Raw genomic sequence first — 23,313 nt, 5'->3', positions numbered from 1 at the left:
TCTAACCAAACTTGCGCAGCACCCGCCATTTCAACGGGCGCAGCTTTTTGTAAAGCAAGGTTGAACGTATCCATTCCAGTGAACGGGCAAGAATGAGTGAGGTGCGTCCCCGAAGAGTGGCGGGGCGAATATAGTCGCGCAGGGGTATTGTCCGGTCGCACAAGCCGATTTTCCACCCCTCGTCGCCAAAGCCAAGATCGAAGCAGGCGTAGCCATCTGCTTTCAGCCTGTGCAAAAGGCGTAGAATTATCACTTTGCCGGGTGAAAATTTGCTCCATGTTCCGGCCTCGAAGGTTGTGATCATCGCACAGTAATGGTCATTGCGAACGACGCTCCACATGGTGGCCAATATTGTTTCCCCAACGGCAAGCGCTGAAAGATGCAGGCCATTGTGTTGAGCTAGTTGCTCGGTTGCCTCTTCAAAGAAGCGGCGCTTTTCAGGATGCGCATCGAAGCCAGGGACTTTTGTTTCTTCAAAGCGGCGCTGTTTCTGGCGTAGCATGACCTGCAGAACAGATCGTCGTTCCGCTTGGGTTTGCGCTATAAGGAACCGACATCCTTCCATCTTCTGAAGCATCCGATCACGCTTCTTGATATTGCTGATACTCTGTATGGATCGCTCTATCTCATCCATCGGGCGCATCAGAGAAATCGCATGTGTCGATGCGTTAGAAAGTTTGTTTGTCAGTTGCCACAGTGGATTTGTGAGATCTTCCACTCGCTCCGGCATTTTGCAGAATGCAATCACATCATGGGAGGGAGCGGCCGCGATAACAGCTGCGAGAATGCGTGCGGTAGTGTCAGGGGAAAGTTTCGCCGCAGCTGGAAACACGATAGGCACGTTGTAGTCGCTCACACCGTCATCGATGAATCCCAGCACACGGGATCCGTAAATACGTGTGATTGAGAGCGGCAGAAAAAGAAGTGGGGTGCCGTCGTGCTGGCGAACCTCGGTCAAACATAGCTGCGTGCCGGGTCTGCGCCCGTAAGTTGCGTCCCATGCTCTTACGAAAGATTTGGTCTGGAACACAAAAAATGCGCTGCCGGTTTTGTCATCGGCATCTGGCCAGTCGCTGGATAGCTGTTCCGTGCTGCTATAGACCCGAATGTCAAAATCTTTGGTCAGCATAAATGTCTTTCAGGACTTCCTAAATTAGGAAACCTCAATTATTTGAGTAGGTCGAATCTCATTTTATAGTTGAAGTGTTTAGTGGATTTGAAACCAAAGGAAACTATGAAATGCTAGCTTGATTGGTTCTGCCAATAGATTGCTAGGCGCGTGCTTTCTCCCAACTAGGTCAACGATGTCTGTTTCGATTATCATCAAAACTTTGAACGAAGAAAAGCGCATCGCCGAGGCTGTAGAGAGCGCTCTGAAGGCTTTGCCTGGCGGAAAAGTGGAAGTAATCGTAGCAGATAGCGGGTCCACGGATCGCACAATAGAGATAGCACAGTCTTATCCGATCAAGATTGTGCAGATCGAGCCTCCCGCGCGGGCCTGCTGCGGTCTCGGTCCACAACTGGGCTTTCAGTATTCGACGCAGCCTTATATCTGCCTGATCGATGGCGACATGACAATCGAGCCAGATTTTCTGCCGGCAGCTCTTGATTATCTCGACAAGCACCCGGATGTCGGTGGCGTGACCGGCCATGTCGTGGACCAGATTCTGGAAAGCCTGGAGTTCCAGCGTCGTGCGAAGCGGCATTCGCCGGAAGCGCGAACAGGTGACATCGACCGTATGAATGGCGGTGGACTTTACAGGCGCAGCGCGATCGAGCAGGCGGGATATTTTTCCGATCGCAATCTTCATGGCCATGAAGAGTTTGATGCGGGTGTTCGGCTGCGTAGTAAAGGCTGGAAACTCTATCGTCTGGATCGCCCTTTTGTGCAGCATTTTGGCTATACCATGAATGCCTATAAGCTTCTGGTTCGCCGGTGGAAAAGCAAATATCTGCGTGGAACCGGCGAGGTTTTGCGTGCTGCAATGGGGCAGGCACACCAGAAGAATTTGTTCCGTGAACTGCCGGAATTACGGCTTTGGGGCGCGGTTTATCTATGGTGGCTGGTGATCTTGGCGGCTCTCGTTTTCGTGCCGGGATGGCCGCTGGCAATTCTGGCGGCAGCCGTGATTGCGGCGATCCCGTTCGCGGCAATGTCCATTCGTTCGCGTAGTATCGAGCTTGGCGTCTACGCGGTGGTAGCATGGATATTTCATGCAGCTGCACTACCGCTTGGCTTTTTTCAGCCGCGCCGCAAACCAACCGACTGGATCGAAAGTAAGGTTATAAGGGAGCCTTGATGAAAATCCTGCGACTGGCCATATCCGTTTCACTTATAGGCCTCGCGATGTCCAACGCTGGTGCTGAGGAATGGCTTCCGGTCACAGAAAACAATCTCGAAATTTCCGATGGAAGTCCGCTCGATTTTTCGGGGTTTCTGACAAACATCCCGATTGAAGAGAAAAATCGTTTGATCGCAAATGCCGCCGGGCGTTTCGCAAAAGCCGACGAGCCTGACCAAACGATGCGGCTGCAGTGTGCCGCGATTGCCTGGGGGCCACCCTCATCTGGCGTGGTAGATCATGCCTTCATTGATCGATATGTGCGACAGCTTCGCCTGCACGGCTACAATATAGCTCGACTTCATTTTGTTGATGCCGACTTGATGCTTGGACAGGAGCGCGATTTCGATTTTCGTCCGGAAGCTCTCGACCGGATGCGTTACCTGATGGCGGCGCTCAAACGCGAAGGCATTTACTGGATCATTGACGGACTTACCTCCGAAAGCGGCGCCTTGGGCGGGAAGGACACTGATCGTTGGGGACTTGAAGGCAATCTGAAACGCCGAACCTATGTGGACGATGCAGCATTCGATCACTGGCTGCGCTTCCAGAAAGAAGTCTACGCCACGATCAATCCTTATACAGGCCTCACACCTCTAGAAGACCCCGCACTCGCCCTGATCATTCCGTTCAATGAAAATGGTATCGAATTCACAAGCTTTGTGCACGAGCATGACGACGGGACCACATTTTGGCCCGGCTATCGTCCCGCGTTCAATGCATTTCTGAAAAAGCGCTATGCGAATACCGCTGCCTTGTCACGAGCATGGGGTGGTTTGGCTCCCAACGAAAATCTGGAGCAACAAACCATCCAATTGCCTGAAAGCCGTAGCGGCGGCGGGAGACGGCTTCGGGATTTTCAGGCTTTCCTCGTTGAAAGTGAACGTTTACTGGCGCAACGGATGGAACAGGGCCTACGCGGTCTTGGCTATCGCGGTCTTGTCGCCCCCTATAACAACTGGTTCACCGTCCAGACGGCTCTTTCAAGACAGAGCCAGAAAGCGTTGGTTGCCAATACCTATCATGACTGGATCGGAACCCTCAGCCCAGGAACGGAAATCAAGCATACGAGTTCGATTGCCGACGCTGCTTCCTATGTCAGTGAAATCGCTGTCGGGCGCTGGCTCGGGCGGCCTTTTCTTGTGACCGAGTACGAGCATCTGTTCTGGAACCGCTATCGATATGAAGCGGGTTTGGTGTTTCCGGCCTATGCCGCATTGCAGGGCTGGGACGGTATCTGTCGCCATGGGCAGGGGCCGCTAACGCTTGCATTTGATGAGGCAGCACCATTCCGCCAACGTATCGTTCCCTACACTTTTGCCGTCGATCCTGTCGCGCGTGCGGGCGAAACGCTGGCGTCACTCCTGTTTCGTCGAGGCGACATCGAAACTGCAGATTTCAATCTACCGTTCATGATGCAGGGTGAGGCGAGCCTTGGTGAATCGCTTGAGTTTCGAGAATCGGCGCGACTGAAACCGCTGGCACTTGTTGGCGGGATCGGTCTTGCCACGAAAGAACTGGCCTGGCCGCAAGGCCTACAAAAAAAAGTCGCGGTCGATTATCGAAATGTATCACTCGATAACGTGTTGCAGCGTCTGAAAACGGCGGGTCTCCTTGCAGATGACAACGCGACCAATCCCTCGCAAGGCCTGTTTGAAAGCGCCACTGGTCAAATCCGGCTCGACCGTAACAAGCTGCGGATGCAGGTTGTCACGCCTAAGACCGAGGCCATTGCCTTTGCTGAACTGAAAGACCGCCTGACTTTGCGTGAGCTATCCCTCGGCAATGCCGAGGAGAGGGGCTTGTTTGCTGTTTCGGCTATTGATGAGAAGCCATTGAAGGACAGTGAAAAGCTGCTGATAATTTTCGCCAGTGATGCCCGTAATACCGACATGCGCTTCCGCGACAAGGCGGAGAAAATCATAGAGGATTGGGGACGGTTGCCAGTCACTCTGCTGCGTAACCGGGTGGATGTGACACTGGCAGGAAATACTGTTTCATGGACACTCTCGCCAGTCGGTCTTGATGGGAAGATTCATGACAAGATAGCTGTCGGGTCTGGCCCCATTGCCTTCCGGCTGGACAATGGAGCTGGCAAAGCAGGGCCGACGACGTTCTTCTTGCTGGAACGGAAGCTTGCAGCTCAATAGAAATCCGTCGACAGCCTGCTCCAGCTTTCGCCAGCGAGCCCGCCAATAAAGATATCATTACGCTGAACGGCGTTCAGCATATCCGCGTTTGCTGTGGCTACACAAACGTTGGCTTTCAGACGAAAGAACATGATCGACTGTTGTGAGAGCGCATTGAGATAACGCGGATCGACCCGGCCTTGCGCTGCGACATGCCCTTCATCCTGCAGATGGAGCAGCATCGCATCGACGGCATGTTTTTCCATTCCGGCCTTGGCGAGGATGTTCAGAACTTCTGCAATGCCATTGGAGCGGACGTAGTAACAAAAAAAGCCGCTCGGACTGCCGGTGCGGTCGTTGATCGCACAAAAACGCAAGGTACCGGCAGCCTGATTGTCGGACGCCATCAGGAACAGCCAGTTGATGTCGCTTTCTGTCCAGGCTGGATGTGCCAAATAGCTTTGCAGGTAACCTGGAACAAGAGATATGGCTTCGTCTTGCGCAATTTCCTTCACATTCGCCCGGGGCTTGGCAGCTCTCATGATCGCAGGAATCGGAAAAAGCGGGTTGAGCATTCTGCCTACTGAGCTTGTTGCCCATCCGCCGAGGATTGGACGCCGTTCTGCAACGTAACTGGCCACATAGCTGGCAGCCCGGAATATGCGTGTCCATCCGAGTCCATGTGTGCCGAGTGTAATCCCCCCAATTGCTTCGGAATGTTTGAGGCTTACTGGCGCAGCACTGTCGGTGAAGTTGAGTATCTTTTCACTTGGACGCAAAGTGAGTGTCAATTCGGCGGCGCCGCGTGGCGACATTTCCGGTTTCATCATGAAAGCGCAAAGCAATCGCCCCATGATCGATTGACCATTGACCCTATAGGGAATGGGCAGAACCGAGATCGCGCTATCGATCTCACCGTGCTCGTCCTCATGGACCACGCTGCCAATTGCAGGGTCGTAGTAGGGGCTTTCAAAAAAGAACTTCTGAAAATACTGATCGAAAGTCTTGTTGCATGACTTTGAGTGTGGACGAAAAACTCGCTGGAACAGCGTGCGGACGGCAGGAATATCATCAATATGCATCGCGCGAACACGTCGCGACTTGATGTCATTTGCTGGTGTAGAGATGCGCGTCATCTAAGCCCCCGCCTGCTTGAAACCGCCTTTTTTCTCTTCTGCGTCACGACTCCGGCGAACGAGGTAGATAACGCATCCCCACGATGCCAACACAATACTGATTTCGATTACGTAAATAGCTGCGAAAGTTCCTGTGATTGGCGCATACCAGGTGGCCAGTGCCAGAAGCGGTGCACCAAGAATGTTGCCTGTGTTCAGGACCGCCGTGCGATAGCTGTGCTGGCTGGCTGCACCCAGAAGATCCACCGCTATCGACCATAGAGCAACAAACACCGTGATCCAGCAAAGCGTGCGGCAGAAGGAAACCAGCGTGTCGTATTCGCTGCCGAAGAGATAGGGCAGATAGGGCGCAATGATAAAGACGGCCAGCGATGTGAATATGCCGATTGCAATCGCGGCGCCGAGCAGGCGCATTGTAATCGGTAGCGCATGATGGATGCCGTTTGCGCTGGCGCGGGCCAGATGCGGGTAGACGAGACGGTTCATCGCCTCGACGGTCAATGTGCTGCTGTCGATGATGCGACGAGTGACGCCGTAGCTGCCTACAATGCTGGGAGTTACCAATGTTCCGAGAAGCAGAAGGTCGGCATTCTGGCGGACCGCCTTGAAGATGAACTGTGATGCGAACATCACTCCGAGCCGCAGTTCATCGCGCACGATTGTGTATTGCGGAAGACCGAGTCTGCGCAGGAACAAGGCATAAACCACGGCGACCAGCACATGAACCCCGAACTGCCAATAAGCCCATCCGACAACAGTGGATACGCCAAACACAAGGCAGGCGATTGTCGCGCCAATGGTGCGGGCAATGGCAAATCCGACGACGGAGAGATTGGCCGATACGAAGTCAGTATGCGCAATGTAAATTTGCTCGACCAGCAGGATAAGGCGCACCAACACAATATTGGTGACAAGTAGCAGAAAAAGCCCAAACAGGTTGTTTGTAAATTCTGGAGAGCCACTCAGCCAGAACGGCAATATCACCATTCCGGCGGCGACGAGGACAACGCCTGTAACTGCGATCAAAATGAGATTGTGGCCAAGCATTGCCGGATAGATCGCTCGATCCTGCGCCACGCGACGTACGAGGCATTCCGCTCCGCCCAGGCCGCAAATGAAGGTGGCGATGCTGGTAACGGCCATCACCGTCACGAACAAACCGAACTCGTGAGAGCCAAGATAGCGTGCCAGAATAGCGAATGTAAAAAGCTGTGCGATGTTTGCCGCAAAAAGGCTGCCGCTAGAAGCTGCGTAGGACAGTAATGTCGACCAATGGCGTTTCAAATTTTCATACCGAGTTTTCGGGCCGCTATGGCTCAGCGTGCTTCTGGAGGATCAAAGGCGCGCTTGGAACTTCAAGATAAGGTTATGACAGCGAAGAGGCTTCTTTTTCGTAAAGCTTCTGATGATGAGGCATATGCACTGTTTTCTCTTAGTCCCGAAGAACATGAGGTGCCAAGCATGTCGACCGAAATTTATCACAAACTGCAGGACTAAATGACCGTCATTTGCATTTTGGTGACACTCGTGCAGATGATTGCCTTTCATTAACCGAATTTTTTAATCTTTAAGTCTAAGGAAAATAGTAGCGCCATGTTTGCGCTATTGAGTGAACCTTAGGGACGACTAATGTACACCTTGCGCGACCTCGCTTCGAAAGCACGGGTAACAGAGACTGCCAGTGAAAATCTGGCATCCGTCGATGACCGGCTGCGTGCAGTCAGACGCGAGACGTATGTTGTCCGTGAAGAAGAAAAGGTTACTGAAACCATTGCGCCTGCAAACAAGGGACTGATGCTGCCGGAACTCGACCTGTTCGAGGCGCTCGCCTGGATGCGTGCCCGGTGGATTTTGATCGCAGCGCTCGCAATAATAGGTGGTTTGGCGGGTCTCGCCTACGGCATGACGGCAAAGCCTCGTTATACAGCCTATACGGATTTGCTGGTTCCGCCGTCTGGACTCCAGTTGTTGCCCAACGATGTTTATGCCCAGAGCCTGCAGGCTGACAGCCAGATTCTCGACATCGAAAGCAAAATGCGCATCTTGACTTCCGGCAACGTACTCCGGCGGGTCGTGACGGACTTGAAGCTGAATGAGGATGAGGAGTTTGTGCCTCCTCCGCCAGCGTTCGATGTTAGGGCTATGCTTGGCCTCAGCAAACCGGCGGGTCCGAAAGATGATACACTGACTGCTGTACGTGCACTGTCGCAGCGGATCAACGTTACGCGTCCTGAACGATCCTATCTGGTTACGATTGCGGTCTGGACGGAAAATCCCGAAAAATCGGTAAAGGTCGCAGATTCTCTGGCGAACGCCTTCCAGGAGGAAGTTGCGCAAGCAGATGCTGATGGCGCAGGACGTGCTGCCGCTGCCCTATCCGAACGTCTGTCCTCTCTGCAGAAGGCGGCAACTGAGGCGGAAGAAAAAGTCTCGGCGTTTCGCCGGGCGCACGGCCTGCAAACATCAGGTGGCGAACTCGTCAGCACCCAGTCGATGACGCAGATCAATTCTAAATTGGTCGATGCCAAAGCGCGCGTTGCCGACGCAAGCACGCGCTATCAGGAGCTGACAAAGGATACCGGCAGCGCCGTTAGTCCGGCAAGCACCTTGCAATCGCCCACGATGACGAACCTGCGTGGACAATATGCATCGCTGAAACAGCGCTACGATGCTCTCGCCATGACCTACGGTCCGCGATATCCGGAACTGATGAATACGGAACGCCAGCTTGCCGGTCTGGAACAGCAGCTGGCGCAGGAACGGGCGCGTATCCTGCAATCGGCCAAGGTTGACCTCGATCAGGCAAATGCCGTTGTAGCGGCTCTCAACGCACAGGCAGCTTCAGCACGTTCGGCTGTTGCGCTCGACAATGACGCGCAAGTCCAGCTGTCGGACCTCGAACGCGACATGGCCGCCAAGGTCTCTATCTACAACACGTTCCTGACCCGCTCATCGGAGACGAGCCAGCGCCAGCAACTCGATGCGACCAATATCCGGATCATTTCGACTGCCATTCCTCCGATTGGTCGCAGCTGGCCACCCAAGACCGTCGTGCTTGGTGCTGGGGGTGGCATTGCCGGGATGGGCCTTGGTGTGGTTCTCGCGCTCAGTTTGGGCTATCTTGGTGCATGGCGTCGAAACCGTGAGGGTCTGGTCTGACTTGGCTGAACTATCGGTTCATTACCGTGAGGAGATACAACCGCGAGTCTCGTCAGCTATCGGGGCCGCTCTCTTTCTCTGCATGTTCTTATTCATCTGGATAGGCACCAATCCCTATCCGGATCTTGGTGCCGTGACCGGCGTCACAGCCAAAGCTGCAGATTCCAGCTCGCTCAACCAGCTGGTCACCTTGTTTCTGACGGGCAGCTTTCTGGTTTGCGCGCTGAGCAGCTCCATGCGCAGTGCCATTCTGCAACCGCGCGTTCTGATTGGCCTGGTTTTCTTCTGGCTCTTTATGACGGCCCTTTTGTCGGCTCACCCGATGATCGCCAGCAAGAAAGTGGTCTTGTCTATCCTGACCGCGTTGAATGCGAGCATCTTTCTCATGTTGCCGCAATCCGAACGCCAGATGGCACGGTTGCTGGCAGCCGGTTCATTGATAACACTGGCGTTTGCCTATTTCGGCGTAATCTTTATGCCGCAACGGGCTATTCATCAGGGTACTGAAGTTATTGAACCTATGCTGGCCGGTGCATGGCGCGGCCACTATCCACACAAGAATGCCGCCGCCGCCTCTCTGGTGCTGATGAGCTTTTTCGGCCTCTATATCTGGAAAACCGGCTTGCCGAAGACGGGTATGCTTATCGTCGCCCTTTGCGTGTTCTTTGTTCTTAACACGGGCGGCAAGACATCGACGGCCATGTTGCCGTTTATCGTCGTGATGTCGCTGGTGTTTGTGCGACTGAAATGGACACGTGTTTTCATTGCTATCGGCGGGATCGCTGCTTTCAATATTATTGCTGTCGGGGCGGCCGTTTTCGATCCCTTGCGCGAGCTTGTTCAAAGCCTGGGCGTTGACGCCAGCTTTACAAATCGATCTGACATCTGGAAACTCGCATTCGCCGCAATCTCGGCAAAGCCGATTTTCGGCTACGGTCTGGACTCGTTCTGGAAAACGCCGGAAATGGTCTATGCAGGTGGCGGTGGCGCAAGCTGGGCGGTTGCAGCCTTCAATGCACATAATTCTTTTCTGGATATGATGATCAATGCTGGGATTATTGGTTTAATTCTGACGCTTATCTGGATAATGGTCTTACCGCTTCGGTATATTAAGGAAGCGGAAAGCACAGATAACGACCCTATATTAACGCTCCTCTATATTCGCCTTTGGCTTTACGGATTATATATGTCTTGTATGGAGAGCACGTTCTTTCAGAACGGTGGGGCGGTGTGGTTCTGCATTATGGTTGCTGTCTTCGGATTGCGCTTGCAGGCAAAGGCAAAGCTCGTCTGAAACAGCTTTTGGGGGCTGGGGCAATGATGGAAATGGATAGTCTCGACAAGGCGCGCAGCCGCCTGGAATGGTATGCTATACGGCTGAACGACAGCATCAGCCGTCGGTTTCCATTGCGCCCATTCTGCCTGCCGAAGAATGAACGGATCATCACTTTCACATTTGACGATGTGCCTGATACGGCCGAAAGCGCCGGGGCTGCCATTCTCGACAAGCATGGGGTTCATGGCACTTTCTATATTGCAGGCAACCTGGTTGGTACGAAAGAAGCCAAAAGGAACCTGATCACACAGGAAGGCTGCCGGAAACTGGTCGAGCGCGGACATGAATTGGGTTGCCATACCTATGATCATCTCAAGGTTCCTTATGTCGGGGCGCAGAACATAGTGGCCGATTTAGATCGCAACACCGCCTATCTCGATGTGTTCGAGCCTGATCGTGTCGAGGCGCGCAATTTCGCTTATCCCTACTGCGCATCTTCCATGATGTCGCGGCGGCTCTTTGCTGATCGTTTCTCTACATGCCGCGGAGGTGGCAACCGCATCAATCGCGGCATGATCGACCTTGCCTTTCTGCAGGCGGTGGAGATCAGGCAGCCTGACGATGACGCTGCGCGCCAGACTCGCTGGATCGATGATCTGAATGCAAATCCCGGCTGGCTTGTCTTCTATACGCATGATGTCAGCGATACGCCGACCGAGTTCGGGTGCAAGCCTGAAACCTTTGAGCGCCTCGTATCTCATGCGGTGAAAAGTGGGGCGGCTGTTCTTTCTGTCCGCGAAGCATTGGCGCGCCTTGGTGCTCAACGAGGTGCTGCTTGACGCATTTAAATGATAAAGAACATCGCCTGTTGGCGATCAACAATTACTTTTATCGGCGCGGTGGCGCCGAAACTGTTTTTCTCGACCACATCAAACTATTTTCTGAAATCGGCTGGCAAACGGCACCTTTTGCCATGCAGCATCCGGATAATTTCCCATCCGACTGGTCTTCCTATTTCGTCTCGGAAATTGAGTATGGCCGGGAAAGCAGCCCGCTCACAAAGTTCGTGCAAGCGGGCAAGATCATCTATTCATGGGAAGCGCGCGACCGGATCAAGGCGCTGATCGAACGTTTTCGTCCGAATGTCGCGCATGCACATAATATCTATCATCATTTGTCACCGTCGATTTTCCCGGTTCTGAAGGACGCGGGTATCCCGACGGTCATGACAGCCCACGACCTGAAGCTGGCCTGTCCGGCCTATAAAATGCTGTCACACAACCAGATTTGCGAGCGCTGCAAGGGCGGGCGCATTTATAATGTGGCGCTTCATAAATGCATCAAGGATTCCACGGCGCTGAGCGGGCTGGTTTTCGTTGAAACAGCCATTCATCGCATGCTTGGTCTTTACCGCAATACGCTTGACCGCATCGTTGTGCCGAGCCGCTTCTATATTGCCAAGCTTGCCGAATGGGGCTGGCCTGAAGAAAAGCTGGTCTATATTCCCAACTTCGCCCATACGGACGATCTGAAACCTTACGCAGATGAGAGCGATTACTTCGCCTATGTCGGAAGACTGGCGCCGGAAAAGGGGATCGGTACCCTCATTCGTGCAGCGGCGATTGCGAGGCAGAAACTTGTTATTGCAGGCACCGGGCCTGAAGAACAATCACTGAAAGCGATTGCCACTGAGGCGGGCGGCGATGTCACATTCGCAGGCTATGTCTCGGGTGAACGACTGCATAGGCTGATCGGAGAAGCAAAGGCGCTCGTTCTTCCGTCTGAATGGTATGAAAATGCCCCGATCAGTATTCTGGAAGCCTATGCGCTTGGGGTGCCGGTGATTGGCGCAGACATTGGTGGAATTCCCGAAATGATCATCGAAGGTGAGACCGGAATGGTTTCCCGTGCAGGCGATATAGATGATCTCGCCCGGGTTCTTGGCGAGTTTGCGGGATTATCTCCGCAGGCGCGGCGCAAGATGGGGAATGTAGGCCGGGTCTGGGCCGGTAATGAATTCTCGCCACAGGCATACAGAAACCGCACGCTGGAACTTTATGCCGAGTTAGGGGCGCTTTGATGGTCCGAAACGACAAACGACCTCGCGTCATGATGCTGGGTCTACGCGGTGTTCCAAACGTACAAGGCGGAGTGGAAAAACATGTCGAGGAGCTCGCCCGGCTCTATGTGACAAAGGACTGGGATGTCGAGGTCATCGGACGTCGCCCATACCTTGAAAAGAAACAGCCTTATGTATGGGAGGGTGTGCGGGTAACGCCGATCTGGGCACCGACTTCCATGAAATTCGAGGCGATTGTCCATACGGTTCTGGGCGTGCTGCGGGCAGGGTTCAAACGTCCGGATGTTCTGCACATTCACGCAATCGGTCCGGCTCTGGCTGTTCCGCTGGCGCGTCTGCTGGGGGTGCGCACGGTCGTGACGCACCACGGATTTGACTATAATCGTCAGAAGTGGGGGCGTCTTGCGCGCACGATGCTGAAGCTTGGCGAATGGTGCGGGATGCGTTTTGCAAATGCACGTATCGCTGTGTCCAACGACATCGCGCAAACCATGCAACAGCATTTCCATGTGCCGATCACATTTATCCCGAACGGCGTCACGCTGCGTCCTGCCTGCCGAGACAAGACGTGGTTGGAGAAGCACGGCCTGTTACCGGAGCGGTATATCGCTCTTGTGGCACGGATTGTTCCAGAGAAACGTCAACTCGATCTCATCGAGGCTTTTGCAAAACTTTCCGATTCTTCTTTGAAACTGGCTCTGATCGGTTCGGCGGAATATACCGCTGAATATGCCGGAGCCGTCCGCGCAAGGGCTGATGCTGTGCCAGGTGTCGTGCTGACGGGCGCACTTCAGGGAGAAGAGCTGTCAGCCTTGTTCAGTCAGGCGGCATTGTTCGTTCTGCCATCCAGCCACGAGGGCATGCCGATCGCTCTGCTGGAGGCGATGGGGTATGGCTTGAACGTACTCGCAAGCGATATTACTGCCAATGTCGAAGTGGGGCTTTCAGAGGAGAGTTACTTTCCGCTTGGCAATGTCGATGCATTGAAGGATGCGCTGCGGCAGAAGATCGATAGCCCGTTGACCAGCAAGCAGTCGCAAGAAATGATCGACTGGATCGCGCGGGATTACAGCTGGAGCGGGATCGCTGACCGCACGCTGGAAGTTTACAAGTCCACTTTGAAATAGAACGCGCCCCGAAAATTGTGGGGTGGCTTTCGGGACAAGGCGTGTGTGGACCAAAATAAAGGCCCCGGAAGCTTTCGCTTCGGGGCCCGATAATCTCATTCTCGTATTCGTCTTAACGAGCCCGACGGCGTTCCGCAGTCGGCTGGAAAGCCAGACGCGAATGATAGCTGCAATATGGGCTCGATTCACCGGATTCATGGCCGCAGAAATGAAAGTCTTCGTTCAGCGGGTCGCCAATCGGCCACTTGCAGGTACGTTCGCTCAGCTGCAGCAGTGAGAGACGGCGCGAAATAGGCACCACTACATCTGAAGCCGGCTTGACCACTCTTTCCGCAACGACGTCTACGGCGTAGTCCATCTGAAGTGCAGTAGCACCAACCGTCTTGGTGACCGTAGCCGTGCGCATCGTCGTCGTATGCACGCCGGTTGAATGTTGTGCTGCAGGACGTGGCGCTGCGGCAACCGTGTTGACCTTCTTGCTGCGTGGAGCAGCGGTCGTGGTTTTGCCACGGCCCGAAAGCTTCAAACGGTGCACTTTGCCGATCACTGCATTACGGCTCACGCCGCCAAGCTGTGCTGCGATCTGGCTTGCGCTCAAGCCTTCGCTCCACAGTTTCTTCAGTAGTTCGACGCGTTCGTCTGTCCAGTTCATCGCCCTGGGCTCCAATCATTTTCGTTATCCGGAATCCGCCAGTGTTCTCGGATTGCTCCAAGCGCAAACACCATATCTATCCGGGTGACTAGGTCCGCCGCACGAAATGTAGCTTTAATCTCTAAAAAGAAACTACAATATCCAACGACTCCATGACAAGGGATAGCCCTGTCAGGCAGATTCCATTTTTATGGTTTTCCCCAACTTGGGTGCCAAAGACGGTTTTTCTTTGATCCAGCGCCGAAATTTTGCACGCAATTGGTTCTGAACTGAAAACCCGGATTGTTTCAGGATGGAACATCGCGAACTTGCGAAGCGGATATGCCGTCTGGCAGCCTCAGCCGAGGAGAGGCCTTTCTCTATAGAGTGTGGATGCTCGCGTAAAGTCACCTTCGACCGGCGAATGTTACAAGAACGAGAAAATGCATGAACTCATGCCGAAAGATGGCCTGCAAACCTTGCTTGCTTTGATTGACATTTTTTTTGTGAACGCCAATATACGCGCGAGATAAATATGCCGCCCTGAGGGCGGTTTTTTATTTCTGCCGGAAGCTCAGGCGAGGAGCATGAGCTATCTGGGCCATTCCCTCATGTCTCATTATATTTTCGCGGCAGCTGGGATGGAATATTGGGCGCTTTTCGAAAGGTGGGAACCGTTTCGAGTGCCTGAGGACTGTTTATGGGAAACACAGCTTTGCCGGTGCGACCGTGCAAGCTGCAAAAAAGGCTTTGGAGGCCTGACGCTATGACCGACGCTACGACCGTGCAACCGCTTTACGACACCTATAATCGTGCGGCGCTGCGCTTCGAGCGAGGTGAGGGCATCTGGCTGATTACCGAAAGCGGCGAACGTTACCTCGACTTTGCTGCCGGCATTGCTGTGAACTCGCTTGGCCATTCGCATCCACATCTGGTGGAAACGCTGAAGACCCAGGCGGAAAAGCTGTGGCATCTGTCGAATGTCTACGAAATTCCGGCGCAGGAGAAGCTAGGACGGCGTCTTGTCGAGAGCACTTTCGCCGACAAGGTCTTCTTCACCAACTCCGGCGCTGAAGCCCTTGAATGCGCGATCAAGACCGCGCGCCGCTATCAATATGTAAGCGGTCACCCGGAACGCTACCGCATTGTGACCTTTGAAGGCGCCTTCCATGGCCGCACACTGGCCACGATTGCCGCTGGCGGTCAGGCCAAATATCTCGAAGGCTTTGGCCCGAAGGTCGACGGTTTTGATCAGGTTCCGTTCGGTGATGAAGCGGCATTGCGTGCCGCTATCACCGATGAGACTGCAGGGATCCTGCTTGAACCCGTGCAGGGCGAAGGCGGTTTGCGCGGTTTCCCTGAAGAATTCATGCGCATGCTGCGCCAGATCTGTGATGAAAAGGGTCTTCTGCTGATCCTCGACGAAGTGCAGACCGGCGTTGGCCGCACGGGCAAGCTGTTTGCGCATGAGTGGGCTGGTATCAAGCCGGACATCATGGCTGTGGCCAAGGGCATCGGCGGCGGTTTCCCGATGGGTGCTTGTCTCGCGACCGCAGAAGCGGCCAAGGGCATGACGGCTGGTGTTCACGGCACGACCTATGGCGGCAACCCGCTGGCCATGGCCGTCGGCAATGCCGTGCTCGATGTTGTTCTGGCTGACGGTTTCCTCGAAAATGTTCAGGCAACCGCTCTGGTCATGAAACAGGGGCTTGCTTCCATCGTTGACCGCTACCCAAGTGTTGTTTCCGAAATCCGTGGCCGCGGCCTGCTGATCGGCATCAAGTGCGTTGTGCCGAATACCAGTCTCATTCAGGCCCTTCGTGACGAGCATTTCCTGAGCGTCGGCGCTGGCGACAATGTCGTTCGTCTACTTCCGCCGCTGGTTACGACGCCGGAAGAAGCGCGTGAAGCGCTGAAGCGCATTGAAACGGCGGTCGAACGGCTCGCAACTGCAAATCCGATCAGCAAGACGGCGTGATATCATGGCTAGCGATAACGGGATCAAACACTTTATCGACCTCTCTGCTGTTCCGGCATCGGAACTTCGCGCTATCATGGAAGACGCCAAGGCGCGCAAGGCGCGCCTGAAGGCGGGAGAAATCGAACGACCGTTCGCAGGCAAGGTGCTTGCGATGATCTTCGAAAAGCCTTCCACGCGCACGCGTGTGTCGTTCGATGTCGGCATGCGCCAGCTTGGCGGCGAGACGATCATGCTGACCGGTTCGGAAATGCAGCTCGGGCGCAGTGAAACCATCGCCGATACGGCGAAAGTTCTGTCGCGCTATGTTGATGCGATCATGATCCGCACCACATCGCATGAACGCATGCTGGAACTTGCCGAATATGCAACTGTTCCGGTTATCAATGCACTGACGGACGATACGCACCCTTGTCAAATCATGGCTGACGTTCTTACATATGAGGAACATCGCGGCCCGATCAAAGGCAAGACTTTTGCCTGGATGGGGGACGGTAACAACGTCCTCCACTCGCTGGTTGAAGCTGCGGCGCGTTTTGATTTCAACGTCAATATCGCAACGCCGGAAGGCAGTGAACCCAAGTCGCAATATGTCGATTGGGCGAAAGCGAATGGCGCGAGCATCATGTCTACCATCGATCCGGAAAGAGCGGCGAACGGCGCAGATTGCATCGTGACCGATACGTGGGTTTCGATGGGGCAGGAAGATCATGCCCGCGGCCACAACGTTTTCATGCCCTATCAGGTCAATGCGCGACTGATGGCAAAAGCTGATCCGAAGGCGCTTTTCATGCACTGCCTGCCTGCACATCGCGGCGAGGAAGTGACGGATGAAGTGATCGATGGACCACAATCGGTCGTATTCGATGAAGCGGAAAACAGGCTCCATGCCCAGAAAGCCATTCTGGCCTGGTGTCTGCAAAGCCGCGATCTGGGAGCATAATTTGGCTGACAAGACCAGCAATGAGCATACCGAAGTCGAGAACATCCAGGTCAATCTGGGCGATTTCGACTTCGCAGGCGATGACGCCGTTGTGCCCTTTCAGGTGGAAGGACTCGACGTGCGTGGTCGCGCGGTTCAGCTTGGCGCGAGTATCGACGGCATTCTGAAACGCCATAACTATCCGGAAGAAGTGGCCCGCCTGCTGGCGGAAGCGACGGTGCTGACCGTATTGCTTGGCACGTCGCTCAAATTTGAAGGCAAGTTCATCTTCCAGACGCAGTCCGACGGTCCCGTCGACATGCTGGTGGTCGACTTCCGCACGCCGCGTTCGGTGCGCGCCTATGCACGTTTCGACGAGGAACGGTTAAAGGAGGCGGTTGCCGCCCACAAGACGAAGCCCGAGGAACTGCTTGGACGGGGCACACTCGCCTTCACGGTGGATCAGGGCGCTTATACTCAGCGCTATCAGGGCATTGTTGCGCTTGATGGTTCGACGCTGGAAGAAATCGCCACGACCTATTTCCGTCAGTCGGAACAGATTCCGACTGATCTGAAACTGAGCGTTGCCAAGCTTGTCGAACGCGGTGCTGATGGTAAGCCAGTGGAACAGTGGCGTGCTGGCGGGCTGATCATTCAGTTCCTGCCGGAATCCGAACTGCGTGCACGCATCCCCGACCTGCCAGGCGGTGATGAGGATGAAGCCGAAGTCGCCTTTCATCCCGAAGACGACGCATGGGACGAAGCCCGTTCGCTGGTTGGAACGATCGAAAGTTCTGAACTGACGGACCCGCAGGTCGGCTCCGAGCGGCTGCTTTATCGTCTGTTCCATGAACGCGGCGTGCGCGTCTTCGACTCTGTGCCTGTGCTGGACGAGTGTTCGTGCTCGCGGGACAAAATTTCCGGTGTGCTGTCAGGTTTTACAGCCGAGGAAATTGCAGAGAGTGCGGACAACGGCAAGATTTCCGTGACCTGTGAGTTCTGCTCGAAACGCTATGAGTTCGATCCGGCGGAATTCGCGCCAAAGTCCTAGGCTTTATTACAGCTGAGAAAATGGCTTGTTACCACTGGTGGCGAGCCATTTTTTATGACCAACCTAATTTAAAGTTCGCCTTTGTTCCGGAATATCCAGCGAGAAAGCGGGTATATCGACTTCGAACAAACTGCCGCCGTTGCCCTGCATCTGATAGCGCCCGACCATGACGCCCGATGTAGTGGTCAACGGGCAGCCCGATGAGTATTGAAAAGAGTCGCCTGGTTCGAGTGTTGGTTGTTCGCCGACCACGCCCGGCCCGCGCACTTCCTCGACATACCCGTTCGCATCGGTAATCTGCCAGTAACGCGAACGAAGCTGTACGGTTTCCGTGGAGTTGTTGGCAATCGTTATACGATAGCCCCAGACATAACGGTTTTCTTCGGGCTCGGACTGGTCTTCCAAATAGAAAGGTTCGACCGAAACTTCGATCCCCCGCGTTACCGCTCTGTACATGCGCACCCGCCCTACATTCACATCGGCCTTGGCACCTTGAGATCAGATAAAACCGGATCGCAATGATGCTTTGCATTGAACGGTTTGCCGATTCTGTTCATGGGCACCGTTGTTCGCCCCACCTATCGCTAAAGTTGCGGGGGAGGTCAACAATTCGGCACGTCAAATGAACGGCATTTGCCGAAATGTTCCGGCAAATGCTCAGTTTTAGCCTTTGTTTGCAGCCTAAATGCCACAATATAGCTATGTGTTTGCTTAGCGCGCGGCCTTCAGCGCTTCTTCTACATCCTCGACGAGATCATCCGTATCTTCGAGGCCAACCGAGATACGCAGGAGGCCGTCCGAGATAGCGAGTTCAGCTTTCGCCTCGTCGCTGAGGTTCTTGTGCGTCGTGGTTGCCGGGTGAGTAATCAGGCTTTTTGCGTCACCCAGATTGTTGGAGATGCTGAAAACCTGCAACGCGTTCTGGAACTTGAAGGCTGCTTCCTTGCCGCCGTCAAGTTCCAAAGCAATGAGGGTCGAGCCGCCGGTCATCTGCTTGGCGATGATGTCGGCCTGCGGATGGTCTGCCCGTCCCGGATAGATCACGCGCTTCACGCCCGGTTTGTTTGCGAGGAAGTCGGCAACCGCAGTCGCCGATAGCGTCTGCTGGCGCACGCGCACGGCCAGTGTTTCAAGACCCTTCAGCATGATCCACGCGTTGAATGGGCTGAGCCCCGGACCGGTGTGACGGAAATAATCCTGCAGGGTGTTTTCAATCCATTCGCGGTCGGAGAGGACTACACCACCAAGGCAGCGTCCCTGACCGTCGATATGCTTGGTCGCAGAGTAAACGACGATATGCGCGCCCAGCTCCAGAGGCTTCTGGAAAAGTGGTGTGGCAAAAACGTTGTCGACGATCAGTTTGGCGCCCGCTTCATTGGCGACCTGTGCAACGGCAGCAATGTCGATGATTTCGAGCGTCGGATTGGACGGGCTTTCAAGGAACATGACCTTGGTGTTCGGGCGAACAGCCGCTTTCCAGTTTTCAATATCGGAGCCGTCGATAATCGAGATTTCGACGCCATATTTCGGCAAGATAGTCTCTACGATGTAGCGACAGGAGCCGAAAACGGCGCGGGCAGAAATCACGTGATCGCCCGCCTGCACCTGACACAGGATCGCAGCTGCGACCGCCGCCATGCCGGATGCGGTTGCACGGGCTTCTTCGGCGCCTTCCAGCGCGCACATGCGTTTTTCGAACATGTCGGTGGTCGGGTTGGCATAACGCGAATAGATGAAACCCGGATCCTCGCCCTTGAAGCGCGCTTCGGCGGCTTCGGCATTCGGATAGAGGAAGCCCTGTGTCAGGAACATTGCTTCTGACATTTCGGCAAATCCGGAACGCAACGATCCGGCATGCACGAGCTCAGTTGCAGGGCGAAACTTGCGGGTATTCTCAGTCGTCATTTTTCCAACCTGTCGAAAGCTGGTCGGCCGGGGCAGGATAGTCGAGCCTCGGCGGCCAATAAAAAACCGGCCTTGCGAACACGCAAAAGGCCGGTAACGAACCGCGGCCTTTTTTAGCGAATTCTTTAACGTGGCTGCAAGCCGGCCGGCCAAATCACCACGGAACACATTTTCATTATGCCTGTTGAGTAGAGCCGTCAATGCCGAAACCGCCCCTTTTCGGGAAAAGCGCATCCCGCATGCCGTGATAATGCTTGGATTCCTGCGGAAAACCCGGTTTCTAGCTGCTGGAAGGGTTGGCATTGACGCCGCGAGCAGTCAATGGTCTTTGTCAAGCAATGCTTACAGCATGTCTCCCGAAAGTGGGAACCGGTTTCGGGATAAAGACATGCGTGAAAACAAGAGATTAAAGCATGTCGCTTGAACACGATAAAGCACGACGTGCTTTAGGCTACGGAGTATCGGGGTAATGATGCAGAAAGATGCTGGAATTCTGGCGGATGCGGATATTTCCGCGCTGTTTGAAAGCGGTTTGCTGGCGTCTCCACGCCCTCTTGATCCCGATCAGATACAGCCTGCAAGCCTCGATCTGAGGCTTGGCGCAAAGGCCTATCGTGTCCGCGCCTCCTTCATGCCGGGGCCAGGCACACCGGTCCTGGAAAAGCTGGAACGACTGAAACTGCACGAGATCGACCTGACCGCAGGGGCAGTTCTTGAGACCGGCTGCGTTTATATCGTTCCGCTCCTCGAAGGGCTGGCGCTGTCGGCGGACCTGTCGGCATCGGCAAACCCGAAAAGTTCAACGGGACGCCTCGATATCTTCACCCGCGTTATCGCGGACGGAGCGCAGGAATTCGACAAGGTGCCTGCGGGATATAATGGCCCGCTTTATCTGGAAGTCAGCCCACGCACATTCCCGATCGTCGTGCGCACGGGATCGCGCCTGTCGCAGATACGCTTCCGCAAGGGGCGGGCCCAGCTCGACGAAGCTGAACTCGCCGCACTGCATCATGCCGAAACACTGGTTGCTGCGGAAATGCCGAATATCTCCGGCGGCGGCATCGCCCTTTCGGTCGATCTTTCGGGCGGTCCTGACCGGCTGATCGGCTATCGCGGCAAGCACCATACGGCTGTGGTCGATGTGGACAAGCGCGCAGCGCACGACGTTCTCGACTTTTGGGAACCGATCTATGATCGCGGCGCGCGCGAACTCGTGTTGGATCCGGATGAATTCTATATTCTCGTCTCACGCGAGGCCGTGCATGTTCCCCCGCTTTATGCGGCGGAAATGACGCCGTTTGATCCGCTGGTTGGCGAATTCCGAGTTCACTATGCAGGCTTCTTCGATCCGGGTTTCGGGCACAGCGCTGCGGGTGGAACCGGCAGCCGCGCCGTTCTGGAAGTTCGCAGCCATGAGGTTCCGTTCATTCTGGAGCACGGGCAGATCGTCGGGCGTCTGGTTTACGAACACATGCTGCACCGCCCATCTGCGCTTTACGGTGTCGACCTCGGCTCCAACTATCAGGCGCAGCAGTTGAAGCTTTCCAAGCATTTTCGTTGACTGTATTAGCCTCCTCCGAGCAGATATAGTTCTGGGTGGAGGAGACCGACCTAAGTGACAACTGGAATCGAACGGGATCAGGACGGGAAGCTTCAAGCGACAACGGATGCCCCGCAGCGCAGGCTATCGGTCGGCATTGTTGCGCTACCGGGCTTTACGCTGAGTGCGCTCAGCCTTTTCCTCGATCCTTTTCGCCTTGCTGCCGATGATCGCGACAAGAGCCGTCAGATACGCTGCGCATGGAAAATCTGCGCGCTATCAGGAGACCCCGTAACCTCCAGCTCCGGCATGGTGATCGAGCCGACGGCCCCCATGGGAGAACTCGACGATTGTGATTATGTTGCCGTTGTCGGCGGGCTGCTTGCACAGTATCGGCCGAGGCAGCAGGCACTGATCGATATCATCAAGCGTGCGGACCGGCGCGGCAAGACCGTAGTCGGTCTTTGTACTGCCGCCTTTCTGCTGGCGGAGGCCGATCTTCTGCCGGACCGCAATTGCTGCGTCAGCTGGTTCCATCGTGACGATTTTCTGGAGCTTTTCGACGGTTATACAGCCGATACGACCAGCCTGTTTCACCGCAGCGGAAGACATTTCACCTGTGCTGGCGGGCTTGGTACGGCGTCGCTGGCGCTTTCAATCATACAGAACGAGATTTCCGAGGAATTGGCGCGCAAGAGCGCATCCATCCTCATGATCCCTTATGAGCTTGTACGTTCCGAACAACCCGCTCTGAGTTTCAACGGTGTACGCTCGCCGATGATCCGCAAGGCGATCCGTATTTTTGAGGAAACGCTGGAAGACCCGGTGCCGATGATCGATGTCGCGCGACGATTGGGAATTTCTGTCCGCCAGATGGAGCGTGGTTTCAAACTTGCCCTTGAGCGAACGGCATTCGAGGTTCGCGAAGAACTTCGGGTTAAAAAGGCCAAGGAACTTTTATCCGAAACAGGTCTGTCCCTGCTGGAAGTGGCCGTTGCAAGCGGTTTCACCGATACGCGCAGCATGAACCGTTCATTTTCGCGGCAAAAACAGAAAGCTCCGCGAGATTACCGCAAACAGCGATAAACGAGTGTGGAACTTGCGAAGGCTGCACGGACAGCCTATTTCTTGCGCGATGAATCTGTCGCTTTGACCAATAACCACTCAGGAGATTTGCATGTCGGATGGTGTGAACCGTTTTCTTGGCGATACCCCCGCCCGTGTCCTGATCAAGCTGGTGCTGATCTCGCTGGTCGTCGGCGTGGTCATGAGCGCGTTTCACTGGACGCCTTATGATATTTTCTATGGCATTCGCGATTTCTTCCTGCGCCTGTGGAATATGGGCTTTTCGGCAATCTCAGGTTTTGTCGATTATCTGATCCTTGGGGCGGCTGTCGTCATTCCTGCCTTTATTTTGCTCCGTATCCTCAGCTACCGGAAATGAACTCAATTCGGTAATTGGATAGCTCAGACAGGCAATGCAGCAAAAACAAGGATTAACACTTAACCGGCGCGGCTTTCTGGTCCTCGCCGGTGGGGCGCTGGCGGTGTCGGTCGTGCCATTGAACATGGCGCTGGCTGCCGGAGACAATGATCCCACCCCGATTTTCAACGCTATTCGCAAGGCAAATGGTCTGCCTTTGATGGCGACCGATTCCAAGCTCGAGCAAGCCGCGCTTTATCAAGCAAGGCGTATGGCGAGTTACGGAAAGATCGGCCACAGCGTCGGTTGGGGCAATGGCTTCGTCGCGCGACTGCGCCAGGCGGGTATCCGCGGACCAGCCGCCGAAAACGTGGCCTCGGGACAGCGTGATACCCAAGCCGTCTTCGACGCATGGATGAAATCGCCGGGCCATCGCAAGAACATGCTCGATCCGACATTCGAGCATTATGGCCTTGCCTGGGCTACGCCTGAAAACAAACCCACTTACATATATTGGGCCATGATGTTGGGTCTTTAACATTGCTGTTTCTCCTGACAGTTCGCTGTCAGGAACTGCGACAATGCGGTGGCCGAATTATCTGTAGTTTCGATTG

At 54.8% G+C, this 23,313-nt stretch carries 20 protein-coding genes and 1 riboswitch; of the genes, 14 read left to right on the top strand and 6 right to left on the bottom strand.

The features are described 5' to 3' along the window. Nucleotide 1: 1 nt before the first annotated feature. Nucleotides 2-1,129, bottom strand: a complete 1,128-nt coding sequence (locus AC1RHM_RS16445; RefSeq protein WP_010658204.1) for a GNAT family N-acetyltransferase — start codon at nt 1,127-1,129, stop codon at nt 2-4. Nucleotides 1,130-1,304: 175 nt separating this feature from the next. On the opposite strand from AC1RHM_RS16445, the gene AC1RHM_RS16440 reads away from it, so the two are divergent. Continuing rightward, nucleotides 1,305-2,300: a glycosyltransferase family 2 protein gene (locus tag AC1RHM_RS16440; RefSeq protein ID WP_010658205.1), complete on the top strand. Its 996-nt coding sequence runs from the start codon at nt 1,305-1,307 to the stop codon at nt 2,298-2,300. Further along, a complete protein-coding gene (locus tag AC1RHM_RS16435; protein ID WP_010658206.1) occupies nt 2,300-4,492 on the top strand; it encodes a hypothetical protein in 2,193 nt (730 codons plus the stop codon). The genes AC1RHM_RS16440 and AC1RHM_RS16435 overlap by 1 nt, the downstream gene beginning before the upstream one ends. Here AC1RHM_RS16435 and AC1RHM_RS16430 read toward each other — a convergent pair. Both AC1RHM_RS16430 and AC1RHM_RS16425 read right to left on the bottom strand, forming a co-directional pair. Continuing rightward, on the bottom strand, nt 4,486-5,607 hold the full coding sequence (locus AC1RHM_RS16430; protein WP_010658207.1) for a hypothetical protein: 1,122 nt from the start codon (nt 5,605-5,607) through the stop codon (nt 4,486-4,488). The genes AC1RHM_RS16435 and AC1RHM_RS16430 overlap by 7 nt on opposite strands. After that, nucleotides 5,608-6,891 carry a lipopolysaccharide biosynthesis protein gene (locus AC1RHM_RS16425; RefSeq protein ID WP_010658208.1) on the bottom strand — a complete coding sequence of 428 codons (1,284 nt, stop codon included), beginning with the start codon at nt 6,889-6,891 and terminating at the stop codon, nt 5,608-5,610. Nucleotides 6,892-7,236: 345 nt separating this feature from the next. Here AC1RHM_RS16425 and AC1RHM_RS16420 point away from each other — a divergent pair, with 345 nt between their 5' ends. The 5 genes from AC1RHM_RS16420 (at nt 7,237) to AC1RHM_RS16400 (ending at nt 13,249) form a co-directional block, all read left to right on the top strand. Further along, the gene (locus AC1RHM_RS16420) at nt 7,237-8,766 is read left to right on the top strand and encodes a GumC family protein (RefSeq protein WP_010658209.1); all 1,530 of its coding nucleotides are present in this window, start codon (nt 7,237-7,239) and stop codon (nt 8,764-8,766) included. An 82-nt stretch (nt 8,767-8,848) separates the two neighbouring features. Continuing rightward, a complete protein-coding gene (locus AC1RHM_RS16415) occupies nt 8,849-10,060 on the top strand; it encodes an O-antigen ligase family protein (protein ID WP_010658210.1) in 1,212 nt (403 codons plus the stop codon). A 23-nt stretch (nt 10,061-10,083) separates the two neighbouring features. Further along, on the top strand, nt 10,084-10,881 hold the full coding sequence (locus AC1RHM_RS16410; RefSeq protein ID WP_010658211.1) for a polysaccharide deacetylase family protein: 798 nt from the start codon (nt 10,084-10,086) through the stop codon (nt 10,879-10,881). Then, the gene (locus AC1RHM_RS16405) at nt 10,878-12,122 is read left to right on the top strand and encodes a glycosyltransferase family 4 protein (RefSeq protein WP_012090701.1); all 1,245 of its coding nucleotides are present in this window, start codon (nt 10,878-10,880) and stop codon (nt 12,120-12,122) included. The genes AC1RHM_RS16410 and AC1RHM_RS16405 overlap by 4 nt, the downstream gene beginning before the upstream one ends. Then, the gene (locus AC1RHM_RS16400; RefSeq protein ID WP_010658213.1) at nt 12,122-13,249 is read left to right on the top strand and encodes a glycosyltransferase family 4 protein; all 1,128 of its coding nucleotides are present in this window, start codon (nt 12,122-12,124) and stop codon (nt 13,247-13,249) included. Before AC1RHM_RS16405 ends, AC1RHM_RS16400 begins: the two co-directional genes overlap by 1 nt. A gap of 112 nt (nt 13,250-13,361) precedes the next feature. Here the strand turns inward: AC1RHM_RS16400 and AC1RHM_RS16395 are convergent, their stop codons facing one another. Beyond that, nucleotides 13,362-13,901: a GcrA family cell cycle regulator gene (locus tag AC1RHM_RS16395; protein WP_010658214.1), complete on the bottom strand. Its 540-nt coding sequence runs from the start codon at nt 13,899-13,901 to the stop codon at nt 13,362-13,364. 745 nt (nt 13,902-14,646) lie between these two features. Between AC1RHM_RS16395 and AC1RHM_RS16390 the strand changes: the two genes are divergently transcribed. From AC1RHM_RS16390 to AC1RHM_RS16380, 3 genes are read left to right on the top strand one after another with little or no spacing between them, the layout of a single operon-like run. Next, a complete protein-coding gene (locus AC1RHM_RS16390) occupies nt 14,647-15,858 on the top strand; it encodes an aspartate aminotransferase family protein (RefSeq protein WP_010658215.1) in 1,212 nt (403 codons plus the stop codon). 4 nt (nt 15,859-15,862) lie between these two features. Next, entirely contained in the window at nt 15,863-16,801 is a 939-nt protein-coding gene (argF, locus tag AC1RHM_RS16385) for an ornithine carbamoyltransferase (protein WP_010658216.1), read from the top strand. Between the two features lies 1 nt (nt 16,802). Continuing rightward, nucleotides 16,803-17,831 (top strand): Hsp33 family molecular chaperone, encoded by a 1,029-nt coding sequence (locus AC1RHM_RS16380; protein WP_010658217.1) that lies wholly within the window; start codon nt 16,803-16,805, stop codon nt 17,829-17,831. A 63-nt stretch (nt 17,832-17,894) separates the two neighbouring features. Here AC1RHM_RS16380 and apaG read toward each other — a convergent pair whose 3' ends face one another. Both apaG and AC1RHM_RS16370 read right to left on the bottom strand, forming a co-directional pair. Beyond that, the gene (gene apaG / locus AC1RHM_RS16375; protein ID WP_010658218.1) at nt 17,895-18,287 is read right to left on the bottom strand and encodes a Co2+/Mg2+ efflux protein ApaG; all 393 of its coding nucleotides are present in this window, start codon (nt 18,285-18,287) and stop codon (nt 17,895-17,897) included. A gap of 255 nt (nt 18,288-18,542) precedes the next feature. Further along, nucleotides 18,543-19,736, bottom strand: a complete 1,194-nt coding sequence (locus AC1RHM_RS16370) for an O-succinylhomoserine sulfhydrylase (protein WP_010658219.1) — start codon at nt 19,734-19,736, stop codon at nt 18,543-18,545. Nucleotides 19,737-19,827: 91 nt separating this feature from the next. Continuing rightward, nucleotides 19,828-19,907: riboswitch (SAM riboswitch) on the bottom strand. A gap of 298 nt (nt 19,908-20,205) precedes the next feature. Here AC1RHM_RS16370 and AC1RHM_RS16365 point away from each other — a divergent pair. The 4 genes from AC1RHM_RS16365 (at nt 20,206) to AC1RHM_RS16350 (ending at nt 23,237) form a co-directional block, all read left to right on the top strand. After that, nucleotides 20,206-21,297 carry a 2'-deoxycytidine 5'-triphosphate deaminase gene (locus AC1RHM_RS16365; protein WP_010658220.1) on the top strand — a complete coding sequence of 364 codons (1,092 nt, stop codon included), beginning with the start codon at nt 20,206-20,208 and terminating at the stop codon, nt 21,295-21,297. A 54-nt stretch (nt 21,298-21,351) separates the two neighbouring features. Then, a complete protein-coding gene (locus AC1RHM_RS16360) occupies nt 21,352-22,362 on the top strand; it encodes a GlxA family transcriptional regulator (protein WP_010658221.1) in 1,011 nt (336 codons plus the stop codon). 91 nt (nt 22,363-22,453) lie between these two features. Next, the gene (locus AC1RHM_RS16355; RefSeq protein WP_010658222.1) at nt 22,454-22,720 is read left to right on the top strand and encodes a DUF6460 domain-containing protein; all 267 of its coding nucleotides are present in this window, start codon (nt 22,454-22,456) and stop codon (nt 22,718-22,720) included. Nucleotides 22,721-22,754: 34 nt separating this feature from the next. After that, nucleotides 22,755-23,237, top strand: a complete 483-nt coding sequence (locus AC1RHM_RS16350; RefSeq protein WP_010658223.1) for a CAP domain-containing protein — start codon at nt 22,755-22,757, stop codon at nt 23,235-23,237. Nucleotides 23,238-23,313: the final 76 nt, after the last annotated feature.

The organism is Brucella sp. GW823-FHT04E01, assembly GCF_058796175.1.
The sequence above is the reverse complement of the archived record's forward strand: the minus strand, read 5'-3'. Positions and strand labels throughout refer to the sequence as shown.

Bases quoted from the DNA above. Each gene is read 5' to 3' on its own strand.
- AC1RHM_RS16430 (WP_010658207.1), bottom strand. From the start codon at position 5,607: ATGACGCGCATCTCTACACCAGCAAATGACATCAAGTCGCGACGTGTT.
- AC1RHM_RS16370 (WP_010658219.1), bottom strand. From the start codon at position 19,736: ATGACGACTGAGAATACCCGCAAGTTTCGCCCTGCAACTGAGCTCGTG.
- AC1RHM_RS16390 (WP_010658215.1), top strand. From the start codon at position 14,647: ATGACCGACGCTACGACCGTGCAACCGCTTTACGACACCTATAATCGT.
- AC1RHM_RS16420 (WP_010658209.1), top strand. From the start codon at position 7,237: ATGTACACCTTGCGCGACCTCGCTTCGAAAGCACGGGTAACAGAGACT.
- AC1RHM_RS16395 (WP_010658214.1), bottom strand. From the start codon at position 13,901: ATGAACTGGACAGACGAACGCGTCGAACTACTGAAGAAACTGTGGAGC.
- AC1RHM_RS16415 (WP_010658210.1), top strand. From the start codon at position 8,849: ATGTTCTTATTCATCTGGATAGGCACCAATCCCTATCCGGATCTTGGT.
- AC1RHM_RS16400 (WP_010658213.1), top strand. From the start codon at position 12,122: ATGGTCCGAAACGACAAACGACCTCGCGTCATGATGCTGGGTCTACGC.
- AC1RHM_RS16440 (WP_010658205.1), top strand. From the start codon at position 1,305: ATGTCTGTTTCGATTATCATCAAAACTTTGAACGAAGAAAAGCGCATC.
- AC1RHM_RS16410 (WP_010658211.1), top strand. From the start codon at position 10,084: ATGATGGAAATGGATAGTCTCGACAAGGCGCGCAGCCGCCTGGAATGG.
- AC1RHM_RS16355 (WP_010658222.1), top strand. From the start codon at position 22,454: ATGTCGGATGGTGTGAACCGTTTTCTTGGCGATACCCCCGCCCGTGTC.
- apaG (WP_010658218.1), bottom strand. From the start codon at position 18,287: ATGTACAGAGCGGTAACGCGGGGGATCGAAGTTTCGGTCGAACCTTTC.
- AC1RHM_RS16435 (WP_010658206.1), top strand. From the start codon at position 2,300: ATGAAAATCCTGCGACTGGCCATATCCGTTTCACTTATAGGCCTCGCG.
- AC1RHM_RS16445 (WP_010658204.1), bottom strand. From the start codon at position 1,129: ATGCTGACCAAAGATTTTGACATTCGGGTCTATAGCAGCACGGAACAG.
- AC1RHM_RS16365 (WP_010658220.1), top strand. From the start codon at position 20,206: ATGATGCAGAAAGATGCTGGAATTCTGGCGGATGCGGATATTTCCGCG.
- AC1RHM_RS16350 (WP_010658223.1), top strand. From the start codon at position 22,755: ATGCAGCAAAAACAAGGATTAACACTTAACCGGCGCGGCTTTCTGGTC.
- argF (WP_010658216.1), top strand. From the start codon at position 15,863: ATGGCTAGCGATAACGGGATCAAACACTTTATCGACCTCTCTGCTGTT.